The organism is Sulfurimonas iocasae (genome assembly GCF_047716755.1).
GTDB lineage: Bacteria > Campylobacterota > Campylobacteria > Campylobacterales > Sulfurimonadaceae > Sulfurimonas.
Window position 1 is genome coordinate 982,196 of the sequence record NZ_CP180409.1, and the last position, 25,641, is coordinate 1,007,836.

The 25,641-nt window shown below is 34.2% G+C and carries 26 protein-coding genes; 25 read left to right on the top strand and 1 reads right to left on the bottom strand.

What is annotated here, in order from left to right; all coding sequences use genetic code 11:
• Positions 1 to 7: 7 nt before the first annotated feature.
• From ACLHDE_RS04940 to ACLHDE_RS04970, 7 genes are all read left to right on the top strand, one after another.
• Positions 8 to 1,741, top strand: a complete 1,734-nt coding sequence (locus tag ACLHDE_RS04940; protein WP_415398095.1) for a nickel-dependent hydrogenase large subunit — start codon at positions 8 to 10, stop codon at positions 1,739 to 1,741.
• An 11-nt stretch (positions 1,742 to 1,752) separates the two neighbouring features.
• Entirely contained in the window at positions 1,753 to 2,454 is a 702-nt protein-coding gene (gene cybH / locus ACLHDE_RS04945; RefSeq protein ID WP_415398096.1) for a Ni/Fe-hydrogenase, b-type cytochrome subunit, read from the top strand.
• Positions 2,455 to 2,568: 114 nt separating this feature from the next.
• Positions 2,569 to 3,123 carry a HyaD/HybD family hydrogenase maturation endopeptidase gene (locus ACLHDE_RS04950; protein WP_415398097.1) on the top strand — a complete coding sequence of 185 codons (555 nt, stop codon included), beginning with the start codon at positions 2,569 to 2,571 and terminating at the stop codon, positions 3,121 to 3,123.
• Positions 3,114 to 4,787 carry a hydrogenase gene (locus ACLHDE_RS04955; RefSeq protein ID WP_415398098.1) on the top strand — a complete coding sequence of 558 codons (1,674 nt, stop codon included), beginning with the start codon at positions 3,114 to 3,116 and terminating at the stop codon, positions 4,785 to 4,787. Before ACLHDE_RS04950 ends, ACLHDE_RS04955 begins: the two co-directional genes overlap by 10 nt.
• Positions 4,768 to 6,951, top strand: coding sequence for a carbamoyltransferase HypF (gene hypF / locus ACLHDE_RS04960; RefSeq protein WP_415398513.1), 2,184 nt, complete (start codon positions 4,768 to 4,770; stop codon positions 6,949 to 6,951). The genes ACLHDE_RS04955 and hypF overlap by 20 nt, the downstream gene beginning before the upstream one ends.
• A 57-nt stretch (positions 6,952 to 7,008) precedes the next feature.
• A complete protein-coding gene (locus ACLHDE_RS04965) occupies positions 7,009 to 9,312 on the top strand; it encodes an ABC transporter substrate-binding protein (RefSeq protein WP_415398099.1) in 2,304 nt (767 codons plus the stop codon).
• Positions 9,313 to 9,830: 518 nt separating this feature from the next.
• Positions 9,831 to 11,066, top strand: coding sequence for an IS110 family transposase (locus tag ACLHDE_RS04970; RefSeq protein ID WP_415395806.1), 1,236 nt, complete (start codon positions 9,831 to 9,833; stop codon positions 11,064 to 11,066).
• A 294-nt stretch (positions 11,067 to 11,360) separates the two neighbouring features.
• Here ACLHDE_RS04970 and ACLHDE_RS04975 read toward each other — a convergent pair whose 3' ends face one another.
• Positions 11,361 to 11,924, bottom strand: a complete 564-nt coding sequence (locus tag ACLHDE_RS04975; protein ID WP_415398100.1) for a transposase — start codon at positions 11,922 to 11,924, stop codon at positions 11,361 to 11,363.
• Positions 11,925 to 12,041: 117 nt separating this feature from the next.
• Between ACLHDE_RS04975 and ACLHDE_RS04980 the strand changes: the two genes are divergently transcribed.
• The 18 genes from ACLHDE_RS04980 (at position 12,042) to ACLHDE_RS05065 (ending at position 25,542) form a co-directional block, all read left to right on the top strand.
• Positions 12,042 to 12,683: a hypothetical protein gene (locus ACLHDE_RS04980; protein WP_415398101.1), complete on the top strand. Its 642-nt coding sequence runs from the start codon at positions 12,042 to 12,044 to the stop codon at positions 12,681 to 12,683.
• A gap of 23 nt (positions 12,684 to 12,706) precedes the next feature.
• On the top strand, positions 12,707 to 13,513 hold the full coding sequence (hypB, locus tag ACLHDE_RS04985) for a hydrogenase nickel incorporation protein HypB (RefSeq protein ID WP_415398102.1): 807 nt from the start codon (positions 12,707 to 12,709) through the stop codon (positions 13,511 to 13,513).
• Entirely contained in the window at positions 13,513 to 13,803 is a 291-nt protein-coding gene (locus ACLHDE_RS04990) for a HypC/HybG/HupF family hydrogenase formation chaperone (protein WP_415398103.1), read from the top strand. The genes hypB and ACLHDE_RS04990 overlap by 1 nt, the downstream gene beginning before the upstream one ends.
• A gap of 1 nt (position 13,804) precedes the next feature.
• Positions 13,805 to 14,947: a hydrogenase formation protein HypD gene (gene hypD / locus ACLHDE_RS04995; protein ID WP_415398104.1), complete on the top strand. Its 1,143-nt coding sequence runs from the start codon at positions 13,805 to 13,807 to the stop codon at positions 14,945 to 14,947.
• A gap of 35 nt (positions 14,948 to 14,982) precedes the next feature.
• A complete protein-coding gene (locus tag ACLHDE_RS05000; protein WP_415398105.1) occupies positions 14,983 to 15,213 on the top strand; it encodes a VF530 family DNA-binding protein in 231 nt (76 codons plus the stop codon).
• On the top strand, positions 15,210 to 15,701 hold the full coding sequence (locus ACLHDE_RS05005) for a SixA phosphatase family protein (protein ID WP_415398106.1): 492 nt from the start codon (positions 15,210 to 15,212) through the stop codon (positions 15,699 to 15,701). Before ACLHDE_RS05000 ends, ACLHDE_RS05005 begins: the two co-directional genes overlap by 4 nt.
• Positions 15,698 to 16,717, top strand: a complete 1,020-nt coding sequence (locus ACLHDE_RS05010; RefSeq protein WP_415398107.1) for an aldo/keto reductase — start codon at positions 15,698 to 15,700, stop codon at positions 16,715 to 16,717. The genes ACLHDE_RS05005 and ACLHDE_RS05010 overlap by 4 nt, the downstream gene beginning before the upstream one ends.
• 13 nt (positions 16,718 to 16,730) lie before the next feature.
• Positions 16,731 to 17,729, top strand: coding sequence for a hydrogenase expression/formation protein HypE (gene hypE / locus ACLHDE_RS05015; RefSeq protein ID WP_415398108.1), 999 nt, complete (start codon positions 16,731 to 16,733; stop codon positions 17,727 to 17,729).
• A gap of 2 nt (positions 17,730 to 17,731) precedes the next feature.
• On the top strand, positions 17,732 to 19,378 hold the full coding sequence (locus tag ACLHDE_RS05020; RefSeq protein WP_415398109.1) for a hydrogenase maturation protein: 1,647 nt from the start codon (positions 17,732 to 17,734) through the stop codon (positions 19,376 to 19,378).
• Positions 19,371 to 19,712 carry a hydrogenase/urease nickel incorporation protein HypA gene (gene hypA / locus ACLHDE_RS05025; protein ID WP_415398110.1) on the top strand — a complete coding sequence of 114 codons (342 nt, stop codon included), beginning with the start codon at positions 19,371 to 19,373 and terminating at the stop codon, positions 19,710 to 19,712. The genes ACLHDE_RS05020 and hypA overlap by 8 nt, the downstream gene beginning before the upstream one ends.
• 76 nt (positions 19,713 to 19,788) lie before the next feature.
• On the top strand, positions 19,789 to 20,097 hold the full coding sequence (rplU, locus tag ACLHDE_RS05030) for a 50S ribosomal protein L21 (RefSeq protein WP_373003495.1): 309 nt from the start codon (positions 19,789 to 19,791) through the stop codon (positions 20,095 to 20,097).
• Between the two features lie 24 nt (positions 20,098 to 20,121).
• Positions 20,122 to 20,379 carry a 50S ribosomal protein L27 gene (gene rpmA, locus ACLHDE_RS05035; protein WP_415398111.1) on the top strand — a complete coding sequence of 86 codons (258 nt, stop codon included), beginning with the start codon at positions 20,122 to 20,124 and terminating at the stop codon, positions 20,377 to 20,379.
• A gap of 147 nt (positions 20,380 to 20,526) precedes the next feature.
• On the top strand, positions 20,527 to 21,627 hold the full coding sequence (gene obgE / locus ACLHDE_RS05040) for a GTPase ObgE (RefSeq protein WP_415398112.1): 1,101 nt from the start codon (positions 20,527 to 20,529) through the stop codon (positions 21,625 to 21,627).
• 1 nt (position 21,628) lies between these two features.
• Positions 21,629 to 22,396, top strand: a complete 768-nt coding sequence (gene proB / locus ACLHDE_RS05045) for a glutamate 5-kinase (RefSeq protein ID WP_415398113.1) — start codon at positions 21,629 to 21,631, stop codon at positions 22,394 to 22,396.
• Complete coding sequence (gene fmt, locus ACLHDE_RS05050; RefSeq protein WP_415398114.1) at positions 22,397 to 23,305, top strand: methionyl-tRNA formyltransferase; 909 nt, start codon at positions 22,397 to 22,399, stop codon at positions 23,303 to 23,305.
• A complete protein-coding gene (locus ACLHDE_RS05055; protein WP_415398115.1) occupies positions 23,286 to 23,921 on the top strand; it encodes a biotin--[acetyl-CoA-carboxylase] ligase in 636 nt (211 codons plus the stop codon). Before fmt ends, ACLHDE_RS05055 begins: the two co-directional genes overlap by 20 nt.
• On the top strand, positions 23,918 to 24,700 hold the full coding sequence (locus ACLHDE_RS05060; protein ID WP_415398116.1) for a ParA family protein: 783 nt from the start codon (positions 23,918 to 23,920) through the stop codon (positions 24,698 to 24,700). The genes ACLHDE_RS05055 and ACLHDE_RS05060 overlap by 4 nt, the downstream gene beginning before the upstream one ends.
• Positions 24,700 to 25,542, top strand: a complete 843-nt coding sequence (locus ACLHDE_RS05065) for a ParB/RepB/Spo0J family partition protein (RefSeq protein WP_415398117.1) — start codon at positions 24,700 to 24,702, stop codon at positions 25,540 to 25,542. Before ACLHDE_RS05060 ends, ACLHDE_RS05065 begins: the two co-directional genes overlap by 1 nt.
• Positions 25,543 to 25,641: the final 99 nt, after the last annotated feature.

The window sequence follows — 25,641 nt, forward strand, 5'->3', positions numbered from 1 at the left end:
AGTTAATATGTCAAAAAGAGTAATAGTTGATCCTATAACAAGAATAGAAGGACACTTAAGAGCCGAGGTTATTGTTGGTGATGACGGAATTGTTGTAGATGCTTTTGTATCTTCAACATTATGGAGAGGATTAGAGGTAATTGCTAAAGGGAGAGATCCTAGAAACGTACCTCTAATGATGCAGAGAATCTGTGGTGTTTGTACATACTCTCACTACCTAAAAAGTACTATGGCAGTTGAAGATGCACTAGGAATCAAGATTCCTTACAATGCTGAGCTAGTAAGATCACTAATGAATGCAGCACTGTTTATTCATGATCATGTTGTTCACTTCTACCACTTACACGGTGTTGACTGGGTTGATATTGTATCAGCACTTAGTGCAGACCCTGCAAAAGCAAGTAAGTTGGCATTTAAATATTGTGACAATCCAATCGGTACAGGTGAGAATGAACTTAAATTAGTTAAAGAGAAAATAGGTAAGTTTGCTAAGAACCCTCAAGGACTTGGGCCATTTGCTAACGCATACTGGGGACACGGAACATATAGATTAACTCCAGAACAAAACTTGATTGCGCTTTCTCACTACTTAAAAGCACTAGAAGTTCAAAGAACAGCTGCTCAACTTTTAGCTATCTTTGGTGGTAAAAATCCACACCCACAAAGTCTTGCAGTTGGTGGAGTGACTTGTGTTATGGATATTCTAAACCCTGCAAAAATGGGTGAATACATGACTAAGTTTAAAGTACTTGCTAATTTTATAAACAATGCTTACTATCCTGATATCGTGATGGCAGCAGAGATGTATAAAACTGAAGGCTCAGTTGTTAAACCAGCTGGTGTTAAAAACTTCATGGCACATGAAGATTTTATAGTAGGCCGTGGTGATAGACTTTTTGAGAGCGGTATTATCTATGATGGAGACTTGAGTAAAGTATTTGAGATTGATGAAGATCTTATTACTGAAGAAGCAACACACTCTTGGTACCAAAATGATAAAGCACTTCACCCGTATGATGGTGAGACTGATCCTAAATATACAGGTTTTGTAGATGGTGAAACTGTTGGACCAGATGGGAAGATGATTCACTCTAAGCAAATCAATGAAAAAGAAAAATACTCTTGGATTAAATCACCTAGATATGATGGTAAGCCAATGGAAGTTGGACCTCTAGCATGTATGGTTGTTAGTTATGCAAAAGGCAATAAAAAAGTTCAAAAAGTTGTTAATGATTTCTTAAAAACTACAGGTCTTCCTGCAGGAGCGCTATTTACTACACTAGGTAGAACAGCAGCAAGAATGTTACAATCAAAACTAATTGGTGATAATGCACTAATCGCATTTAACAATCTTATTGAAAATCTAAAAGTTGACCAAGAGACTTGTGCTACTTATACTATTGATAAAGACAAAGAGTATAAAGGTAGAGGTATCGGTGATGTTCCTCGTGGAATGTTGAGTCACTGGGTTAGAATCAAAAATGGTGTTGTTGAAAACTATCAGGCTGTTGTTCCTTCTACTTGGAATGCAGGACCTATGGATGCTAACGGAGTTAAAGGCCCTTATGAAGCTGATTTAATCGGTCTTAAAATTGAAAATTTAACACAACCATTAGAGATTATCAGAATTATTCACTCTTATGATCCATGTATCGCATGTGCAGTTCACGTGATGGATACAAAAGGAAATCAACTAAGTGAGTACAAACTAGATCCTATTTATGGTGGATGTAGCGTATAAAAGGAGAAGCTATGATTAGTGAAGCTAGTAACAATATCGAAATAGAACAGGAAATAGAACAAGAGTTGGAATTTTCATCTGTTTACAGATGGCAACACTGGATTAGAGCTGCTTCAATTGTTGTTTTAACAATAACTGGATTTTATATAGCAGTTCCTTTTTTAATACCAGCAGTAAATGCTGATCCGACAAACTTTATGCAGGCTCTAATGAGATCTTGGCATATAATTTTTGGATTTGTACTTATTTCGGTAATTATATTGAAGAGTTACCTTTTTATCTTTGGAAGAAAACATGAGATGGAAAGAGCGGCTTTTAAAGATATTTTAAATCCAAAAATTTGGATTCAACAGATAGGGTACTATTTACTTATCTCAAAACACCCTAAACTAAGAGGAGTTTATAATCCACTTCAGTTTATGGCGTATTTTACCTTTTATCTGATGATATTTGGTCTGATTATTACAGGACTTATTATGTATGTTCATGTATATCACGATGGACTTGGAGCATTCCTTTATGATGTTATGAAGAGCATCGAGGTTATGATGGGTGGACTTGCAGTTGTTCGTATTACTCACCATATACTTACATGGGGTGTAATGTTATTTGTACTTGGTCATATTTATATGGCAATCTACAATGCTGTCTTTGGAAAAGAAGGCGGAATGGATGCAATATTTAGTGGTATGAAGTGGCATAAAAAACACTAGCTAAAAGCAAGGAATTCCTTGCTTTTGTTAGACGAAATAAGATCTTATAAACAATCACGATGAGACTAAAATGATTGTTTGTAAAATTTTATTTATTATATATAGAGGTGAAATATGAAAATATTAATACTAGGCATAGGTAATGTGCTATTTGGTGATGAGGGAATAGGTGTTCATTTAGCTAACTATTTGGATGAAAAATATAACTTTATATCTGATGAGCATACCGTTAATGTTGTAGACGGTGGAACTTTGGCTCAGATATTGATCCCGATTATTACTGACTATGACAGAGTCTTGTTAATAGACTGTGTTAATGTTCTTGATGGTGACATCGGAGATGTATACAGTTTTGACTTTGATGCTGTTCCTGATTATATCACTTGGCAAGGAAGCGCTCATGAAGTTGAGATGCTTCAAACTCTTCAAATGATAGAGATGCTAGGTGACCTGCCTCCTGTAAAAATCGTTGGTGTCATACCTTATGTAATCGGTGAAGACACAACTTTTACTATTACAAATGAGGTTTTAGAAGCTAGTAAGACAATGGAACATTCTATCATCAACTATTTAAAAGATTTAAATGTAGAAACAACTCTAAAAAATAGTGGTGCAATTTTGCAAGAAGTTGCAAGAACATCATACTTAAGGGGCACACAATGGTATTAGAACTATTATTTGAGTATTCATCCTCTTCATTGGTATATGATAAGTTATTACTGAGAAAGCTTGAAGAGTCAAAACTTGAAGGCAGACTTGTTAAAACAGACAAAGATATTAAGTTATATGTTGAAGCTGATGATAGTGACGAGTTAGAGCTGTTCGCTAATGAGCTTTCTCTAGAGTTACCTCACTCAATTTTCTTACGTAACACAGAAGTTAAAGTTGTAGATGCACTGCCTGATAATGACTTTATTTTACCTCAGAGTAAAAAGTTAGCTATGTCATTTTGTCCAAGTTGTTTGAGCAAGGTTTTAGATGAATCAAGCCAAGACTATTATAACCCATTTTGTGAATGTGAAGTGTGTGGATATGAAGCAGAGGGCAAGAGAGGAAACTATCATAGTCTGTTTGAGCAAATAGCAAACGCTATTAGCAGGGACTCTGTAGTAAAGGTAAATACATTTTACGGAGAGTATTACTTAGGTAAACTAAATGAAAAATGTAATGACATCTCTTTTGATATTTTAAGTTATGACCTGGCTACTATCTCAAAATACACAAATGTAACAACACCTGAAACAGTTGCTTTAGGTGCGATTGAAAAGCCACTAATTAGTTTAAAAACAAACTTGAAGTTTAAAATGGACTTTGAAGGTGTAAAAGAAGAGCTGTTAAGGTTTAAACTTGCAGATGATTTTATCCTTCACTTAACTATGATAGAGCTGCATAAGCTTGGCGTTGATTGTGTTTTTATAACTAAAGATGAGATGAAATATGAAACAGCACTTCTTTTAGCTGATTTTAAAGAGACTATGGAGCCGATAGAGTGTGTTGTTAGTGCAAAAAATATAGTTATTCTTCGTGGTACTAAAGGTCTTCCGATATTTGAGCTTACAAATGAAGCAGTCATCCCGTACATAGGGACATTTAACTCTGTAATAAAAGAACATAACTTTTCAGATAAAACAGTTGTTGGACTCAACATAAGTAAGGATTCTCATAACAACATACTTGTATATGGTAAGAAGTTCGGACTCATTGAGTACCTGTCTTTTAAGTCTGAGTATAGCTCGGTTGCAGAGATTTTTAAAGCAATAGCAGAAACAAATGAGTCAGGTATAAAACTTTTAACTAACTACAAAAGTAAATTTCCAGAGCTTTATGAAAAAGTTTCTTTGATTATCTTTGATGAAAAAGAGCTAAATATTTATAAACTATGGGGAATTATTTCCATTGTTTTAGGGTATAGTAACTCTAATGATATTTATGAAGCAGCAGATATACTAGAGAATAATGCAAAATCTTTTGTAGGTACAAAAGGACCTAGAATAGATTACAAATTGCAAAATATTAAATCAAAAGTTTATCTGGATCCATTGATGGTAATCAGAACAGCGATGACTTTTAAACTTGCCGGAGTTGATAGTCTATGTTTATCATATGGAGTGGTTGAGAGTTTTGTAGAGTTCTTGTCAGGTCAGCTTGATGAGATAAAACAAAACATGAATAATGATGTCGTTGTTGCATCTGGTTCACTGCTTGGGAACAAACATTTATTTTCTAAGTTGGATAAAGAAGTCTCAATTAATCATGAACTGTATTTCAACAAAGAATTACCGGTAGATGGGATAAACATTAGATATGGCGGAAATGAGTTACTTCACAACTAAAAGATTTGGTTTTAAGATATTTGGGCAAGTCCAAGGAGTTGGATTTCGTCCATTTGTCTACAAGATAGCAAATGAATTAAATCTAAATGGATTTGTTAAAAATAGCGAAAAGGGTGTTGATCTGGAGCTTGAAGGAGAGATCCTTCAAATAGAAGAGTTTATGAAGATACTAAACTCAGACAGACTGCCTCCATTAGCAAACATTGATAAAATACAACAAATAGAGATAAAACCTCTTTATAGGGAACAGTTTGAAATAATTCACTCTACTCTAAGTGTCAACAATGGCTCAAAAGTAGCATTGGTAATACCTGACACGGCGATTTGTGAAGAATGCTTATTTGATACTGACTCCCCTTACAAGTTGAAATATTACAATTATTTTGCCACTACCTGCACAAACTGTGGCCCAAGATATAGCATAATTCAAACTGTTCCTTATGACAGAGAAAATACCTCTATGAGTAAATTTAAAATGTGTGCCTCTTGTGAAGAAGAGTACACAGACCCTCTCAACAGACGCTACCACGCACAGCCGATTTCATGTAATGATTGCGGACCTACACTTACAGACACAATCGAGAAAACAGCAGAATTTATAAAAAACGGAAAAATTGTTGCCATGAAAGGTCTCGGCGGTTTTCATATAGTATGTGATGCAACAAATGATGAAGTCATAGAGAGGTTAAGAGTCCATAAAAATAGACCAACTAAACCACTGGCAATCATGTGCAAAGATTTAGAACAGGTAAAACAATTGGCATCTGCATCCAAGAAAGAGCAGGAACTTCTAAAGTCAAAAGAAGCTCCTATAGTTATTTTGAAGAAGTCTATAGATGCGCAGATGAAATTATCTGATAAAGTTGCTCCAAACATAGATAGAATAGGCTGCTTTTTGCCATATACAGCTCTACATCATCTGCTTTTTAAGCATCTTGAAAACCCAATAGTCGCTACGAGTGCGAATCTTGGAAGCGAGCCTATAATCATAAAGGCTCAAGATATAAAAGAGAAACTTCCATTTGTGGACTTTGTACTTGATTTTGACAGGGATATAGTAAATGGAGTAGATGACTCTTTAGTTCAAGTAGTAAACGGCAATCCCCAGATGCTAAGACTATCTCGGGGATATGCACCAAAGGTGATAAAGCTTCCCTTTAAGAGTGAAAAGAAAATCTTGGCAGTTGGTGCAAACGCTAAAAATGCCATAGCTTTTGTTATAGAAGACAACATCATACTATCTCCTCATATTGGGGATTTAGGTTCACTAAAAGCTTTTGAGTTTTTTGAAAGAACTATAGAGACTTTTAAAAGGTTTTATGACTTTGAACCTGATGTTATAGTTCACGATATGCATCCAAGCTACGAGACTACAAAATGGGCAAAGAAACAAGACAAAGAGCTTGTAGAGGTTCAGCATCACTTGGCTCACATATACGCATGTAAAGCTGAGTTTGGACTTAGTGGTGATTACTTAGGATTTAGTTTTGATGGAACTGGATATGGAAGTGACGGGAAGCTCTGGGGTGGAGAGATATTTGTCGGTGAAACGCGTAAATACAGCTTCAAACAGCTGAAACTTTTAGGTGGAGAAAAAGCTATAAAAGAGCCAAGACGAGTTGCACTAAGTATGCTTTTTGACAACTATTCACTTGATGAAGTTCTAAGTATTGATTTGGATTTGGTACGTTCTTTTAAAGCTAGCGAGATAAAAATCCTGCATCAAAGTCACACTAAAAACCTAAACGCTCCTCTAAGCTCATCAGTGGGGAGACTCTTTGACGCGATGGCTAGTTTTTCAAACCTCTTGCAGTTTCAAAGTTATGAGGGTGAAGCAGGACTTATCTGTGAGCAAAACTATAACCCAGATGTAACTAAAACCTTTGAGTACAAAATAGTTGATGGCATCATAGATATAGAGTTTGACTTTTTTGACAAAGAATTAGTAACAAGATTCATAACTACACTAGCGCAAATAGTCCTAGATATATCAAAGCAAGAGAAGATGGAAGTCATACTGAGCGGTGGGGTCTTTCAAAACAAAACACTACTAGAACTCGTAGCATCTGGACTTGAGAAAGAAAAGATAAAACACTACTACCAACAAGAGACAGCTATTAATGATGGTGGTATTGCTTTGGGTCAGGCATATTACTTATTGTAATATAAATTTTATAAGGTATAATAAATTGTAAGCAAATCTCTTTAAGAGGAAGTGAACGTGAATTTACTTATGAGATTCATCGTGATTTTTTGTATAACAACTTTATCTACCTTTGCAAACGAGAAAGTATCTCTGCAACTTCTTTGGAAACATCAGTTTGAGTTTGCCGGTTTTTACATGGCAAAAGAGAAAGGTTTCTACAAAGATGCAGGACTTGAAGTCGAGATAAAAGAGTTTGGCTTTGACATCAATATCGTGGATGATGTTCTCTTGGGCACTACCGACATAGGTATAGGTCGTTCTTCTTTGATATTAGATAAATTAAACGGCAAAAATATAGTCCTATTAAGTGCCATCTATCAAAGCTCACCATATGTACTTATATCAAAGCAACGTCCAGACCTTATAAATATAGAAGATTTTAAAAACAAAAAAATCATGCTCTCAGATAACTTGGGACAATTAGCATCTATATCATCAATGATGAAGATGAAAGAGATAAAACCTACAGACTACATAGAAGTTCCTCATAGTTTTAACATAGAAGATTTAGTAGAGGAAAAAGTTGATTTAATGACAACATACTTGTCAAATGAACCTTTTCATCTTATCGAATCAGGTGTAGGATATAGAGTATTTGATCCAAAAGATTATGGTTTTGACTTTTATGCTGATTTAGTATTTACTTCACAAACTTACCTAGAAGCAAAAGAAGAAAATATAGAAAAGTTTCGTGATGCGAGTTTAAAAGGTTGGCAGTACGCTTTTTCTAATATAGATGAAACAGTTGAAGTGATATTAGAAAAATACAACTCTCAACAAAAAAGTAAAAAAGCACTTTTATATGAAGCTGCTATACTAAAAAAACTTGCATATAAAGATGGTGTAGAGTTTGGTAATATAAATAAATCTAGAATACAAGAGATAGCTTATATATATAAACTTCTTGGAATGGCAAACAAATCAGATTCATCTTTGGATGATATAGTTTATAAACCGAATAAATTTTTAGACATGCTTGTACAAATATTTTCTTTAGAACTCTTATTTGCGATTGTAGGTGTTTTTATTCTTAACTATCTTTTAACACTATATGAGCAATATATTTTAAGAAGAGAGAACAAAAAACTAGAAGATACAGTAGAAAAAAAGACTGAAAAACTAAAAATCTATACTCAAGATCTTGAAAAACAAAAAGAGCTTTACGATCTTGTCTTTGAAAATGCTTCAAGTGGTGTTCTATTAATAGATATTGAAAACAATAAGTTTACAGAGTGTAATGATAAGGTTATAAAATTATTGGGAGCAGAGTCAAAAGATGATGTTTTAAATAAACGACCATCTGAACTATCTCCTGAGTATCAAGCTGATGGACAAAGAAGTGAGACGAAGGAAAAAGAACTAATCAAACAGGCTGTAGATGGTGGTGAATTGTGCTTTGAGTGGTTGCATGAAAAGAAAAGTGGTGAAGAGTTCTGGGTAGAGATAACTTTAACAAAACTGAGTATTGATAATAAAGATGTCCTTTATGTCACTTGGAAAGATATCAATGATAAAAAGAAGGTAGATCAAGAGCTTCAAGAGAGTAAAAACAAGCTCCAACAATTAAATGAAAATCTTGAAGAGAAGATTCTAGAGAGAACAAAAGAGTTGGAGAATGCCCTTAGTGTAAAGTCCAACTTTTTGGCAAATATGTCTCATGAGATACGTACACCGTTAAATGGAATAATGGGCTTTGTAGATATACTTTACAAAAATGAGACAGATGAAAAAAAGCAGGCAAAACTGCAAATAGTAAAAGAGTCCAGTAACTCCTTGCTTACTATCGTAAATGATATACTTGACTTTTCTAAGATAGAAAGTAAAAAGATGCTTGTTGAAAAGACACCTATAAATATTAGAGAGATATTTTCTCATGTATCAGAGCTATTTTTTGGCAAAGCAAAAGAAAAAGATATAAATATAACTTTAACTATAGATGAAAATCTTCCAAAAAATACACTCGGAGATGCGACAAGAGTAAAACAAGTCTTTTCAAATATACTAAGCAATGCAATAAAGTTCGCAAATAATAGTAGTACTGTAGTTGTAAATGTTAATTATATATGTGATGAAAATAGACTTTACTGCGAAGTAATCGATAGCGGAATCGGGATAGATGCTAATAATTTTTATTCTATATTTAACTCATTTGAGCAGGGAGACAGTAGTGTTAGTAGAAATTATGGAGGGACAGGGCTTGGTCTCTCTCTATCCAAGACTTTAGTTGAGCTAATGGGCGGGACTATCGGAGTTGAAAGCGAGCTTGGAGTAGGTAGTAAATTTTACTTTACTATAGAAATGCATGAAGTTGAAAGTTAGACTTTGTTAAAGCCTATAGATACAGATGAATTGAAATGTTTGCTTCAAAAGTATTTGTAAAGAGAAGCCTTTAGTATATGAATCTGTTCTTCTTGTGAGTAGTTGAATTTGAACTCTATCTCTTTTAGGTAGTAAAAAAAGTTTTCATCACGAATTCCTCGTATAATTTCTTTTATGAGTAAGTAGTTCTTTTTTAAAGTTTTTTTGACTTTAAAGCAAAGAAGTATTACTCTTTTAAGATTGAAGTACTAACTTCAAATCTTGTAACTTTCACAGTTTATGACTAAAGATAAAACAACATTTTTTTCCTTATAGCAGGATATGAAAATATTTTATATCTACTGACTACATCATTAAGCCAGTTGGTGTCTTTAGTTGTTAATCACTTATTAAAAGCTGTTGGGGTAGCTGTTATTTTAGCACCTACAACACATAGATTAACGAGGCTGTGAATTCTAACAATTTAACTTTTGTTTTTTTGTTAGGCAACTTAAGATTACACGACAAGGATTATAGAGATGTATTACGTAGGAATAGATATTGCAAAGAGTTTTCATGTTGTTTCAGTTATCGATGATAGTGAAACTAAGGTTATTAACAAGCCTTTTAAAATCAACAATGATTTAAAAGGGTTTGAAAAATTACTTACTATTTTAGATAGTGTCACTTTAGATAAAGATGACTTTATTATCGGTATAGAAGCAACTGGTATTTATGGTGAAAACCTTTTAGAGTTTTTAAAGTCTAAGGGCTATAGTGTTAAACTACTCAATCCATTTCAAACCTCAAGGTATAGAGAACAAATAACTATGAAAAAAGTAAAAAATGACAACATAGACTCTTTAGTTATAGCACTCTTTTTAAAAGATGGCAAATACTCATCAGGTTATGTAACTGATGATGAGTATCAGAGCCTTAGAACACTCTATAGAAATCGTGCTTCTATTCAGTCTGATATGAAAGAGGTTAAGAAGAGAATCATTACTCAAATAACAGTTACATTTCCAGAGTTTGAGAGCTTCACAAATCCATTTACCATAAGTGGTCTAGCTCTGCTTGAAAAGTATCCAACAGCATATCACTATAAGCATAGTAGCGTTGATAGAATCATGAAGATATTTGCTCATATTCAAGGCAATAACTTCAATAAAGACAAAGCCCTAAGATTACTAGAACTCTCAAGAGAGTCTATCTATTCAGGTAAGGCTAAAGATGCAAGAGCAATAGCTATTAGAAGTACTATTAGGCTTTTAAAGATGTATCTTAGTGAGATAGATATTATTGAAGCTGAGATACTCTCTTTGCTTGATAAAAAAGGCATTAATAGTTCAACACTTGATGAGCTACCAGAGAGTAACACTCTTATTGATAACCTTAAAACCATACCTGGAGTAAGTGATAAAACTGTAGCTGCTGTTATTAGTGAATGTGGAGACCTGACGAGGTTTCCATCTATACCTAAGTTTATAGGATATCTTGGACTCTTTCCAACAGAAAATAGCTCTGGTAATTCTAAAAGTGTAGGTCACTTAAGTAAAAGAGGCTCTTCTTTGGTCAAGCATGCACTATATCTTAGTGCTGTAAGTTGTCTGATACATAACAAACAGATGAAGCAACTCTACGATACTAAAAGAAGTCAAGGCAAATCTAAAAAAGAGGGACTTGTTGCAGTTTCAAGAAAACTTGCAACTATCATATACTCTATTTTTAAATACAACACACCCTATAATCCAAATCGTGTATTTACAAATTAGTCATAAACAGTGATAAGTTAAAGATCACAAGTTAGTACTTAAATCATTCATAATAGCAATAATATTTAAAGCTATTACCGTACTAGTTGTTAACCAAAATAGAGACAAATATATAATTTACTCTATAGTTTGATTATCAAAACACTCTTTGCTCAAATTTTAGAAATGAAATACAACAAAGAGTATTTAAAAAATCAAACTTGCAAGATTTTTAGCTCTTGCATAGTTCTTTGAAGTAATATTGTTAATAAACTAATGTCTATTTTTTACTTTCCTTGCTTTTTAAGTTATTCTTTATAAAAAGGCTTTATATTTTAAAATATTCTCTTCAAAGAAAATCCAAAACTTTGTAATAATATTTTCCCTCTTTTGAGTCTTTGAGATCTTGTTTAACATCATAAACTTCGAGAACTCTTTGAAATGTGCTTCCCCAGCACCGGAGTCTAAAAACTCATTTTTATATCTTTTTAAGTTTGGCATCAGCAGGTTGTAGATTTTATCTTTATAGTGAAAAGTCAGAAAGTTTTGAGCATCAAAGATGTTCTCTTTTATCTTTTTTTTACTCTGACTAAGGTAAATATACTCATCGTATTCTAAGACATCTTTATCTTGATACTCTTCTTCAAGAAAGTTAATTATAACTCCTCTAAAGAGCTCAAACTTTGTTTTAACAGTAAGGTAATTAAGACCTAGGTTGTTGGCAGTTTGATTTGCTGTAAGATTTTTGCTAAAGTACTCAATCAGATCGAAATCTCTTTGAACTTTTTTCGGAGAGAACTTTTTTTTACACTCTGAACACTTCAGTTGTCCAGATTTAAGCTCGTATAATTTTTTATTATTACAATAAATACAGTTCATATATTGATTTTAGCATAGTTTAGTCCCAAAAGTATATAAGAACCTCTCTAATTAACATTAGATTAAAATTAAAAAATGTAATATAATGAATACGTATTCATAAAAAGGAGTTTGCATATGGAAAATTTAGGTTTATTACTTATCTTTTGGTACGGCATCTTACATGCATTTGGACCAGATCACCTAACGGCAATAGCAGATTTCTCTATTGGTAAGAGTAAAAAGAAGACAATGACTATCACGACTCTTTTTGCTATTGGACATGGCTTAACCCTTTTTATATTTGCAAAGATTTTAGATACTTACAATATCAGTGAGTCAATACTCGGATATGGGGATGTTATTTCTGCATCTATTATATTGATGATGGGTATTTATCTGCTGTATATGGTCTATGATGATCGTATTCAGTTAAAGAAACACATCCATGATGGTAAGGAACACTTGCACATCTGGTTTGGAAAAGAACACGACCACAATAACCGTGACACAGCTTCGGCATTTACAATCGGAGCGTTGATGGGTATCGGTGGAGTTAGAGGTATGCTTGTAACTCTTGGTATGGTTGAAGCAAACAGTGTTGATTTGACAATGGTACTAGCATTTTCACTAGGTGTTATGGTAATTTTCATCGGTTTTGGTAGTGTGATATTGTATATCAATAAAAATCTATTAAATTCAAAACAAAATTTAAAAAGAGTATTTGCAACGGCTGGCGTAATATCAGTAGTTGTAGGCTCAAATATGCTACTAGCATAGAAATAAAATAAGGAATATATATTATGTGTAAAGATTGCGGTTGTAGTATAACGGATAGCGAAAGAAATTCTCACGGACATAGTCACTCTCATGGAGAAGAAACTCACTCACATGATCACGGAAGTTCACATGAACATCAAGATGCACATCAGCATCTACATGATAATCCACAGTTAAATGATCCAAAAACGATATCTATCATTACAAAGATTTTAGATAAGAATGATCAGGAAGCTCATCACAACAGAGAACACTTTAACTCTCATAATGTACTGTGCATAAACCTAATGAGTTCTCCAGGAAGTGGAAAAACAGCACTTTTAGAACACTTAGCAGATGTAGTTGACTTTAAGTTTGGTGTAGTAGAAGGTGACTTAGAGACTAGTAGAGATGCAGATAGACTAAAAGCTAAAGGCATACCGGCTCATCAGATTCAAACAGGCTCGGCTTGTCACTTGGATGCATTTATGGTTCATAAAGCTCTTCATCATATGGACTTAGAAAACCTTGATGTATGTTTTGTAGAAAATGTTGGAAACCTTGTTTGTCCTGCATCTTATGATGTTGGAAGTCACTTAAATATTGTTCTTGTAAGTATCCCTGAGGGTGAAGACAAAATCGCCAAATATCCAGTGATGTTTCGTCAAGCTGATTTGATTTTGTTTACAAAAGTAGATCTTCTTCCATATTTTGAATATGACATAGAACAAGAAAAAGCAGATGCCAGAAAAATCAAACCAAATGTTGACATAATAGAAGTTAGTACAAAAGATGAAGAGAGCTTGAAAAAAGTTGCACAGTGGATTAAGTTTAAAATGGAGATGAGATAATGTGTTTATCAATACCGTCTAAAGTAGTAAAAATAGATAAAGAGCTAAACATGGCTACAGTTGACACTATGGGTGTTCAAAGAAATGCCAGTTTAGATTTGATGGCAGAAGATGATATAAAATTAGGTGATTATGTACTTCTTCACATCGGCTTTATTATGAATAAAATTGATGAGGCAGATGCTATGGAGTCTATTGAACTATATAAAGAGATTATCGAAGCGATGAATGAAGAGGATAGGCAACTTGCGATTTTAGAGGACGACGAATGTCCAAATAGAGGTGCGTAAAATGGAACTAGAACTTAAAAACCTTTATGACGATTTTAGAGATGCAGACACGATAAAAGCATTTGCAAAAATCATCAAAGAAGATGCAAAAAAACTAAAGAATCCTATAAATATCATGGAAGTGTGTGGTGGTCATACTCACACTATTATGAAGTTCGGTATTCCTCAGCTTCTACCTGCCAACATTAAGTTCATTCATGGTCCTGGTTGTCCTGTTTGTATCATGCCAAAAGAGAGAATTGATCACGCTTATGTACTTAGTATGCAAGAGAATGTCATCTTAGTAACTCTAGGCGATATGATAAAAGTACCGGGAAGTAATGGAAGTCTTCAAGATGCAAGAAGCAAAGGTGCAGATGTACGATTTGTATATTCTCCCTTAGAGTGTCTCAAAATTGCAAAAGAGAACCCAGATGCGAAGGTAGTCTTTTTCGCCATTGGTTTTGAGACTACAACGCCAATGACAGCTGCACTTCTAGATGCTGTTATAAAGCAAGATGTAAAAAACGTCTTCCTTCATATAAACCACGTGACAGTTCCGGAAGTTATGAAAGAGCTTATAGACTCTAGAGATATTCATGTAGATAGTTACAACAACAAGATAGATGCATTTCTAGGGCCATCACATGTAAGCGTTATAAGCGGAAGTAAAATCTACGAAGAGTTCCCAAGAGACTACAACCGCCCAGTAGTCGTAACAGGTTTTGAGCCAGTTGATGTTATGCAGGGAATCAGCATGATAGTAAAACAGTTCATCGAAGATAGATGCGAGCTTGAAATAGAGTACAAAAGACTTGTAACTTATGATGGAAATAAAAAAGCTCAAGAGCTGACAGAAAAGTTCTTTGAAAAAGGAGACCTTTTCAAGTGGAGAGGTTTAGGAAATATTCCAGATAGTGGACTAAAACTAAAAGCAGAATTTGCTCAGTACGATGCTGAGGTAATCTACAAAGATATCCTTCCACTACAAGAGATAGAAGACCATAAACTATGCATCTGTGGAGATATCTTAAGAGGTATGGCAAATCCGCCGGAGTGTACTATCTTTGGAACTGCATGTAAACCAACTTCTCCAGTAGGAAGCTGTATGGTAAGTAGTGAAGGTGCTTGTGCCGCGTACTATAAGTACGGGAATCTGATATAATTATTAAAAATTAAATCATTTTCTAAAGGAATTTTATGAGCGAGTCAGAAAAAAACAAGAACAATCCACTACACGGTATCAAGTTAAAAGATATTTTAGAGGCTCTTGTTAAACACTATGGTTGGAAAAAACTAGGAAAACTCATAGATATCAGATGCTTTATGTTTGATCCTACAGTCAACTCAAGTCTAAAGTTTCTAAGAAAGACTCCTTGGGCTAGAACAAAAGTTGAAGAGCTCTACCTAAAAATGGTAGAAAAAAAATGAAAAGATTATTTATTATCAGACATGCAAAGTCGAGCTGGAAAAATTCATCATTAAATGATTTTGATAGACCTTTAAACGGTAGGGGCAAAAAAAATGCACCTTTGATGGGAAGAAGACTTAGAAAGAGACATGTCATTCCTGATATTTTCATATCGAGTCCTGCACTAAGAGCAAAGACAACGGCGGAGATTATTGCTCAAAAAGTAAAGTATTCTAAAGAGATTATCTATGATGATAACATTTATGCTTCTGCTGAAATAATTATTGACAAGATAATAAAAAAGGTAGATGATAAGCATAAAACTGTGTTTTTGCTAGGACATAACCCAGATTTAAACATGTTTGTAGAAGACTACGTAGACTTTGATGAGAACATAGTTACATGTGGAGTTGTAGAGATAGAATTTGATTGTAAAAGTTGGAAAGATATCAGTAGAAAAAAAGCAAAGTTTATCTCATTTGATTATCCGAAAAAGGAGCAGGAATGAACTATAGATATATAGGTAAAACAGGTTTGAGAGTTACACCTATTTGTTTAGGGACTATGGGTTTTGGAAGCTGGAGTGATGAAGCTGAATCTTTTAAAATCATGGATAAGGCTTACGATCGAGGTATTAACTTCTTCGATACTGCTGAGCTTTATCCGGTTCCACCCAAGGAGATTTATGCAGGTGAAACTGAGATTATCATCGGTAAGTGGCTAAAGAATAAGAAAAGAGACAGCATAATCCTCGCTTCAAAAGTAGCAGGTGCTGCTAATGGCTGGTTTGTCCCTCCTGTTCGTCACGGTTTTACTGCTGTTGATAAGTTTCACATCAAAAGTGCAATAGAAGGAAGTCTGAAAAGACTTCAAACTGACTACATAGACCTATATCAGATGCACTGGCCAGATGCTGTAGTTCCTATAGAAGAGTCACTTAGAGCTTTTGAAGAGCTAGTTGACGAAGGAAAAGTAAGATATCTTGGAACTTCAAACGACACTGCCTATGGTCTTACAAAAGCAAATGAGACTTCTAAGAGAATAGGCATCCCAAGATTTGAGTCTATCCAAAACAACTTCTCTTTGAACAATCCAAGATTTTTGGATGAGTTGGCGCATGTGTGTGAGAAAGAGCAGATTTCTCTTCTTCCTTATTCGCCTATTGGTGGTGGAGTTCTAAGCGGTAAGTACAATGGAAAGTTCTACCCTACAAATGCTAGATTTTCTGAGTACTTAAAGAGTGAGAATCCTCGCATTAAAGCACAGGGTACAAGGTTTGTAAATAGCAAAACACTTGAAGCAACTGCTAAGTATATAGAAATAGCTAAGAGACTAAATATCTCTCCTGTCACTTTAGCCGTAGCATACTCAAAGCAGTTCAAGTTTGTAGCATCTACTATCATAGGTGCTAGAACTACTGAACAACTGGCTGACTCATTTGCTGCTATGGACTTAGAACTTAGTGATGAAGTTATGCAAGAGATTAAAGAAATACAACTAGATATTATGTATCCGATGGGATAAGAGGAATTTTATAATGACAAAAACAATTACACTAGCTCAAGGTAATGGCGGGCAAGAGAACAACGAACTTATTTCAAAAGTATTTTATAAAGCATTTGCTAATGAGATTTTAGAAAAGAGCGAAGATGCTGCCATTATTCACGGTGGTGAACTAGCGTTCTCTACTGATAGTTTTACAGTAAGCCCACTCTTTTTTCCAGGAGCTGACATAGGTAAGCTTGCAGTATGTGGAACTTGTAACGATCTTGCTATGATGGGTGCACAGCCTAAGTACCTGACTTGTAGTGTTATCATCGAAGAGGGCTTTCCTGTAAGAGACTTAGAGAAAATAGTACGCAGTATGAAAAAAGAGCTTGAACTGAATGGTGCTGTAGTTGTAAGTGGTGATACAAAAGTTGTGCCACGTGGAAGTGTTGATAAGATTTTTATAAATACTACAGGTATTGGAGAAGTTCTTAAAAAAGGAATCAGCTCTAATAATATTACTCAAGATGACCTGATACTTGTAAATCGTGATATGGGTTGTCATGGTGCTACTATTTTTGCTGCTCGTGAAGATATAGATATGAGTAGTTCACTTCAAAGTGATTGTGCTTCTCTTTTTCCTCAGGTAAAAGCTCTCTTAGATGCAGATATAAAGATAACTGCTCTTAGAGATGCAACAAGAGGCGGAGTTAGTGCGGTACTTAATGAGTGGTCAAAGCAATCAAATGTTTGTATAGAAGTAGAAGAAGAAAAAATGCCTGTTAGTGATGAAGTTAATGGCATCTGTGAGATGCTAGGCTTTGAAGCGGCCGCTTTAGCTAATGAAGGAACTTTTGTTCTCGCTATAAATAAAGATGATGCAGATAGAGCTGTAGAAATACTAAAGACTTTTGAAAACTGTTCGCAGGCTACTATTATAGGTAAAGTTACAGATGCTCATCTTCAAAAAGTTATACTAAACAGTAGCTGGGGTACAAAAAGATTTTTAGATACTCCTAGTGGTGAACTACTACCTCGAATCTGCTAAATATGAAAATCCTTCTAATCATCTCTAGTTTTAACTCTCTCTCTCAGAGAGTTTATTGTGAACTTCAAGATATGGGACATACTGTATCAATAGAGTTTGCTATAAATGATAAAGAGATGATAGATGCAGTTGATAGTTTCAAACCTGATATTATTTTTTCTCCATACCTAAAGAAGTTTATACCTAAAGAAATATTTTTAAATACTCCGACTTTTATTTTGCATCCTGGCATCCGTGGTGACAGAGGTCATAATGCTCTTGATCATGCCATCAGAGATGAAAAAAGAGAGTGGGGTGTAGTAATCCTCAAAGCAAACGAAGAGTTTGATGGTGGCGAGATATATAGCGAGGTTAGATTTGAGATGCGAGATGCATCAAAGGCATCTATATATAGGGCAGAAGTCGCAGATGCAACTATAAAAGCTATGAAAGAACTTTTTGTAAATCTAGCAGATGAGAACTTTAAACCGACTCCACAACTTCAAACACCGATGCACAAATACTTAACACAAAAAGATAGAGCTATAGACTGGGAAAAAGACACAACTAAAGAGATAATAAGAAAAGTAAGATTTAGTGATAGTTATCCGGGTGTAAAAGAAGTGCTGCTTGGAACTGAATGCTATCTTTTCGGAGTTTGGGAAGAAGAGAGACTAAGAGGAAAACCTAAAGAGGTTATAGCTAAAAGAGATGGAGCTATATGTGTAGGAACTGTTGATGGTGCTATATGGATAAGCCATCTCACAGAAGTTGGAAAGTTCAAGCTTCAAAGCACCTATGTTTTAAAAGAGAAAATAAAAGGTGTTAAAGAACTTCGCCTTCCTCTTATCTTTGATATGACATATAAAACATTTTATGAGATAGGTTCACATCGTGATGGTGACGTTGCTTACCTTTGTTTTAACTTCCATAATGGTGCTATGACTTCTGAGCAGTGCATCAGACTAAAGTATGCATTTGACTATATAAAAGAGAGTGCTAAAGTAGTTGTACTTATTGGTGCTGAGGAGTTCTTCTCAAATGGCATCCATCTAAACATACTAGAAGACTCTAAGAAGCAAGGAGAAGATGGATGGAGTAATATCAACGCTATGAATGATATAGTAAAGTCTATCATCTTCTCAGATGAAGTTATTACAGTTGCGTCTCTACATAAAAATGCAGGTGCTGGCGGAGTCTTCTTGGCTTTAGCTTGTGACTATGTAGTAGCATCTGAGGCAACAGTATTAAATCCTCACTACAAGACTCTAGGACTTAGCGGAAGTGAATACCATACTTATAGTCTGCCTAAAAGAGTTGGGGAAGCTAAGTCAAAAGAACTTCTTGAAGATTGTCTGCCTCTTAGTGCAAGTAACGCTAAAGATATAGGAATGATAGATGAGGTATTTAACAAAGAGAATTACTTTGATGATCTAAGAGGTTTTGCGACATCTCTTCTCAAAGATGAAAATAAGTATGATGACTACATATATAATAAGCAAGATTATTTAGAAGAGAATCAAGAGTATATAAATGAATGTAAAGAGCAAGAGCTTAAAGTCATGCATCCTGAGTTTTGGGATGAAGACAGTGAGTTCCATACTTTAAGACATGAGTTTGTATATAAAGTATGCCCAATTAAAACACCAGAGAGGTTGAGAGATGCATGAATATAGTATAGTCCAGTCGTTGTTAGATAGTTGTGAAGAGAACGCAAAAGCGAATAACGCTACAAAAGTAATGAAAGTTGTTATAAAGATAGGTGTGATGAGTGGAGTCGAGCCAGATCTTTTAAAAACAGCATTTGATACCTTTAAAGAGAAGACCATTTGTGAAGACGCAGAGTTCATTATAAACGTACAGAGCGTTGTCATCAAGTGTAATGAATGTCAAAAAGAGTCAACATTAAAAGAGTTAGAATATACCTGCCCAAGCTGTAAAAGTTCAGATTTACAAATTATCGATGGTGAAGACATGTACTTGATGCAATTGGAACTTGAATAAAATATTTTGATTAAATAAAACTTAAAGCTTGATTGGGTATAATTCCGAACTTTTATAAAGATTCAAGGAATTGTATATGTACGCAATTATCAAAAACGGTGGTAAGCAATATAAAGTTCAAGAGGGTGACGTTTTATTATTAGATAAAATGTCTCTTGAGCCAAAAGATATCATCGAAATTAAAGAAGTTTTAGCAGTGAACGCTGGTGAGCTTAAAATGGGAGCTCCATTCGTAGATGGTGCTATGGTTACTGCTGAAGTAATTAATGAAGGTCGTGACAGAAAAGTTGTGATTTTCAAAAAACGTCGTCGTAAAGACAGTAAAGTTAAAAGAGGTTTCAGAAGAGACTTCACTCGTGTTCGTATCACGAAAATAGCTGCTTAATAGCATAAACTAAGGAGATTTCAGATGGCACATAAGAAAGGTCAAGGTAGTACACAGAATAATCGTGACTCGGCTGGTAGAAGACTTGGTGTAAAGAAGTTTGGTGGAGAAGCTGTAATAGCTGGTAACATCATTATTCGTCAAAGAGGAACTAAGGTTCATCCAGGTAAAAACATGGGTATGGGTAAAGATCATACTTTATTTGCACTAGTTGATGGTGTTGTTAGATTCGAAAGAAAAGACAAAAAACGTCAACAAGTTTCAATTATACCTGCTGCATAATTCTACAATATTTGGGCTTCGGCTCAAATATTTCTACACTCAATTATTAGGTTTAACACCTAAAACAATTAAAATATTTAACAATTTACTCTTTTTAAATCCAAGTGAATTTTTAAGTATTAACAAGTAATAAACCAAGGATATCAAATGTTTACAGATAGTGTCGAATTAACAGTTTCATCGGGAAAAGGTGGGCAAGGGTGTGTAGCATTTCGTCGTGAAAAGTTTGTACTAAACGGTGGTCCTAATGGTGGCGACGGTGGAAAAGGTGGTGACATCTGGTTCAGATGTGATAACAATACGCACACACTTTCTCACTTTCAAAAAAGAATGCACATAAAAGCAGAAGGCGGAGTTCCTGGTGAAGGTTCTCGTATGACTGGTAAGGCTGGTGTTAAAAAAGTCATTATCGTTCCTCCTGGAACTCAGATTATAGATATAGAAACTGGTGAAATTCTTTTTGATATGGTTAAAGATGGACAAGAAGTTAAGTTCTTACAAGGTGGGAAAGGTGGACTTGGAAATACTCACTTTAAATCACCTACAAACCAAAGACCTACTTATTCTCAACCTGGTGAGAAGGGTGAGACAAGAGCTATTAAACTGGATCTAAAACTTATCGCTGATATCGGACTTGTCGGTTTTCCAAATGTTGGAAAGTCTACTTTAATCTCTACAGTCTCAAATGCTACTCCGGAGATAGCTAATTATGAGTTTACAACACTTACACCAAAGCTTGGTCAAGTAAACATAGGTGACTTTGAGTCATTTGTAATGGCAGATATCCCTGGTATTATCGGTGGAGCTCATGAGGGCAAAGGTCTTGGAATCCAATTTTTAAGACATATTGAGAGAACTAAAACTCTTTTATATATGGTAGATTTAGCTTCTTATAGAGATTTAAAAGAACAGATTGAAGTACTAAAAGATGAGATTAAATCATTTAGTGAAAAATTAGCTGAAAGTAAATATGCTATTGCTCTTACAAGAGTTGATATTGTACCGCCAGACGAAATAAATGAACTTGTTAATGGCTTTTTAGAGCTTCTTGGTCTTGAAGCATCTAAAACAAATGAGTTTAACTTTGATAGTGAAATGCCATTTTTTGTGCAAGATTCTGCAGATGAAACTTTAGGTTACGATAGAACTCTTCCATATCTAGTTGCACCTATATCTTCGGCAACTTATAAAAATATAGAAGCACTTAAATATTCTCTATTCAATCTAGTTCAAACGGATAGAATATAGCATGAAACGTGTAGTTGTTAAAGTTGGCAGTGCTGTTTTAACACAAGGTGATTCTGTTGCGCTGGAGCGTATGCAAGCTCTAGTGGATTTTTTAGTAGAGCTAAAAAAGAGTAATGAAGTTATATTAGTATCTTCTGGTGCAGTCGCAGCGGGATACACTAAGCTTCAACTTGATCGTAGTGTCCTTCAAAACAAACAAGCACTTGCATCCATAGGTCAACCGGTACTAATGCATAAATATGCTACAAAGTTTCAAGAGCATGATATTATCATATCACAAGTTCTGGTAACTGCAGCAAACTTCAACAAATCAGAAGATATAGTTAGAATAAAAAATACTGTTGATACTCTTTTGTCAAATGGTGTTATTCCTATCGTAAATGAAAACGATGCAACTGCCACAGAAGAACTGGTTGTTGGAGATAATGATCAACTCTCAGCTTATATCACCAAACACACTGATTCTGATATTTTGATTATACTATCAGATATAGATGCTTACTATGACGAAGATCCGCACAAAAACAAAGATGCAAATGTGCTAAAAATTGTAAGCATCATTGATGAGTGCGCATTAGAAAAAGAGGCTACGCCACACGGCAATTTTGCAACTGGCGGAATAGTCACAAAACTAAAAGCGGCATCTTACCTTTTAAACTTTGGTATTGATATGTTCTTGGCAAGCGGTTATGACTTAAGTGATGTAAAAAGCTATATGATAGATGCTAACCATAAGGGTGGGACTCTTTTTACAAGCGGTAAGAACTAAATGAATATTATTTTTATGGGAACGCCTGATTATGCTGAGTCTATATTAAAGCGTATTATAGATACTCCAGATATGAATGTAGTTGCAGTTTATACTCAACCCGACAAGCCTGTTGGCAGAAAAAAAGTTATGACTCCTCCTGTTGTAAAGACTCTGGCACTTGAACATAATATAGCACTCTTTCAGCCAACAAAACTTAGAAATAGTGAAACGGTACAAGAACTATTAAGTATAGAGTGTGACTTTATAGTCGTAGCTGCTTATGGACAAATACTTCCACTTGAAGTTCTGCAACATGCACCATGTATAAATCTTCATGCATCTATACTTCCACAGTATCGTGGAGCAAGCCCGATTCAGCAAACTCTTTTAAATGGAGATAAGCAAACAGGTGTTACTGCAATGCTTATGGATGTTGGTTTAGATACTGGCGATATATTGAAAATTGAGACTATTGAAGTTAGTGATGATGAGATGGTTGAATCTCTTTTTGAAAGATTGACTAAAACCGCATCTGAGCTAACTATAAATGTATTGAAAAATTTTAAATCATATACTCCTATAAAACAAGATGATTCTCTATCCACTCACTGCACTAAAATTACTAAAGCAGATGGTGAAGTGAGTTTTACGAACGCTACAGAGCTTTACAATAAATATCGTGCATTTACTCCATGGCCGGCAATATACTTAAGTAGTGGTCTAAAACTAAAAAATATAAAGTTAGAAGATATAAACTCTTCTAATAAAAATGGAAAAATTCTTCAAATAGATAATGATAGTATTGTCGTTGGATGTGAAAAGGGAAGCATTAGAATTTTCAAAGTTCAACCTGCATCTAAAAAAGAGATGGATATACTTTCTTATATTAATGGTAAAAGACTAAGCCTTGCAGACACTCTATCTTAAGACAATAGGCTCTACTCAAAATCACTTAAAAGAGCTTCTAAAGACAAAAGAGATAAAACTCCCCTTTGCAGTTGTTGCAGATGCTCAAACAGATGGTATAGGTAGTAGAGAAAATAGATGGAACTCTCTTGAAGGAAATCTATTTTTATCTTTTGCAATTGAGATTAAAAACTTGCCAAAAGATTTGAAACTTGAATCTGCCTCTATTTATTTTGCATATATCTTAAAAATTATACTTAATAGTTTAAATTCAGATGTTTGGATTAAATGGCCCAATGATTTTTATATAAAAGATAAAAAAATAGGTGGAATGATTACAAATATTGTTGATGATTCCCTCGTCTGTGGTGTTGGATTAAATATGACAACACAACCTGATGGATTTGCAAAGTTAGACATAGAAGTTTGCAGAGAAGAGCTACTTCAAAAATATTTCAAAAAAATTGAAAAAAAGATTTCATGGAAGCAAGTTTTTAGTAAATATGAGCTAGAATTTGACAAGAACAAAAACTTTTTTACACATAATAAAGGTTTAAGAATTCCATTGGAAGATGTAAGGCTTCAGAGTGATGGTTCCATAGTACGCAACGGCGAAAGGATATATAGTCTAAGATGAGTGAAGTAATAGTAATTGCAAATCAAAAGGGTGGGGTTGGTAAAACAACAACTGCTGTAAATTTAGCAGCGTCACTAGCTGTTGCAGAAAAAAAAGTGCTTTTGATTGATGCAGATCCTCAGGCTAATGCTACAACATCTTTAGGTTTTCACCGTAATGATTATGAGTTTAACATCTATCACGTACTTATTGGAACAAAAAAACTAAAAGATATTATTTTAAAATCAGATTTGCCTACTCTTCACCTTGCACCTTCAAACATAGGTCTTGTTGGAATTGAAAAAGAGTATTATGATAATGACAACAAGGACGGTCGTGAACTTGTATTAAAAAGAGCTATTGCAAATGTTCAAAAAGATTATGACTATATCATTATTGATTCACCTCCGGCACTTGGACCAATGACTATTAATGCTCTTTCAGCATCAAATTCTGTTATTATTCCTATTCAATGTGAGTTTTTCGCGCTTGAGGGTCTTGCACAACTTTTAAACACAGTTAAACTTGTTAGAAAGTCTATCAACCCTAACTTAAGTATAAAAGGTTTTTTACCAACTATGTTTAGCTCACAAAACAATTTATCTAAACAAGTATTTGCTGATTTATCTCAACACTTTAAAGGTAAGTTATTTAAAGATTCTAAAGATAAATATATAGTAGTACCGAGAAATGTAAAACTTGCAGAGGCTCCATCTTTTGGAAAACCTGCAATTTTATATGATGTAAAATCTGTAGGTTCAGTGGCTTACCAAAATTTAGCACAATCGATAATAGCATAATGAAATCTCAAAAACTCGGCCGTGGACTAGATGCACTTTTAGGTGAAATGGATGAAGCTTATGAAAATGAAGGTTCATCTAGAGATGAAGTTATGGAGTTACCACTTAAGGATATTAGACCAAACCCATATCAACCTAGAAAACAATTTGATGAGAGCTCCCTTTTAGAACTTGGTGAATCTATTAAAAATGATGGTCTGCTTCAACCAATAGTTATTACTCAAGACTTTGATGGATATGTTTTAATTGCAGGCGAAAGAAGACTTCGTGCTTCTAAGCTGGTAAAGTTGAAAACTATTCGTGCAATATTGATTAACACTGACAAGCAAAAGATGCGACAGTTTGCACTGATTGAAAATATTCAAAGAGATGAATTAAACTCTGTTGAACTTGCAGAAGCTTACAGTGAATTAATCAAAATGTATAATGTTACACAAGAAGAACTTGCAACTAAAATACATAAGAGTAGAACACATATTACAAATACTATCAGACTTCTTCAATTATCTTCAAAAACACAAAAAGCCTTAGTTGAGAAAAAAATTACTGCTGGACATGCAAAAGTTTTAATTGGTCTTGATGAAAAACAACAACAACTTATGGTTAATTCAATTATTGGTCAAAAACTTAGCGTTAGAGAAGTTGAATCAATTATTAAAAACATGAAACAAGAAAAAAATTCTACAGTTGTTAAAAGTAGTTTAGTTGAATATGATTTTTCTGATATCAAAGACAGATTTGATACTTTGGGCTTTAAGGCAAAAACTTCTAAAAATAAGCTAACTATTGAATTTGATGATGAGAGTCAAATCAGTGACTTTTTGAATTGTATTTCAAAATAGTGATAAAACGATGTGTAAATTTAACATTTTTTATAAAAATTATAAAATTCTTTAAAATTCTTTCATAGTTTAACTATCCTTTCAATTTTCTCGTAGTAT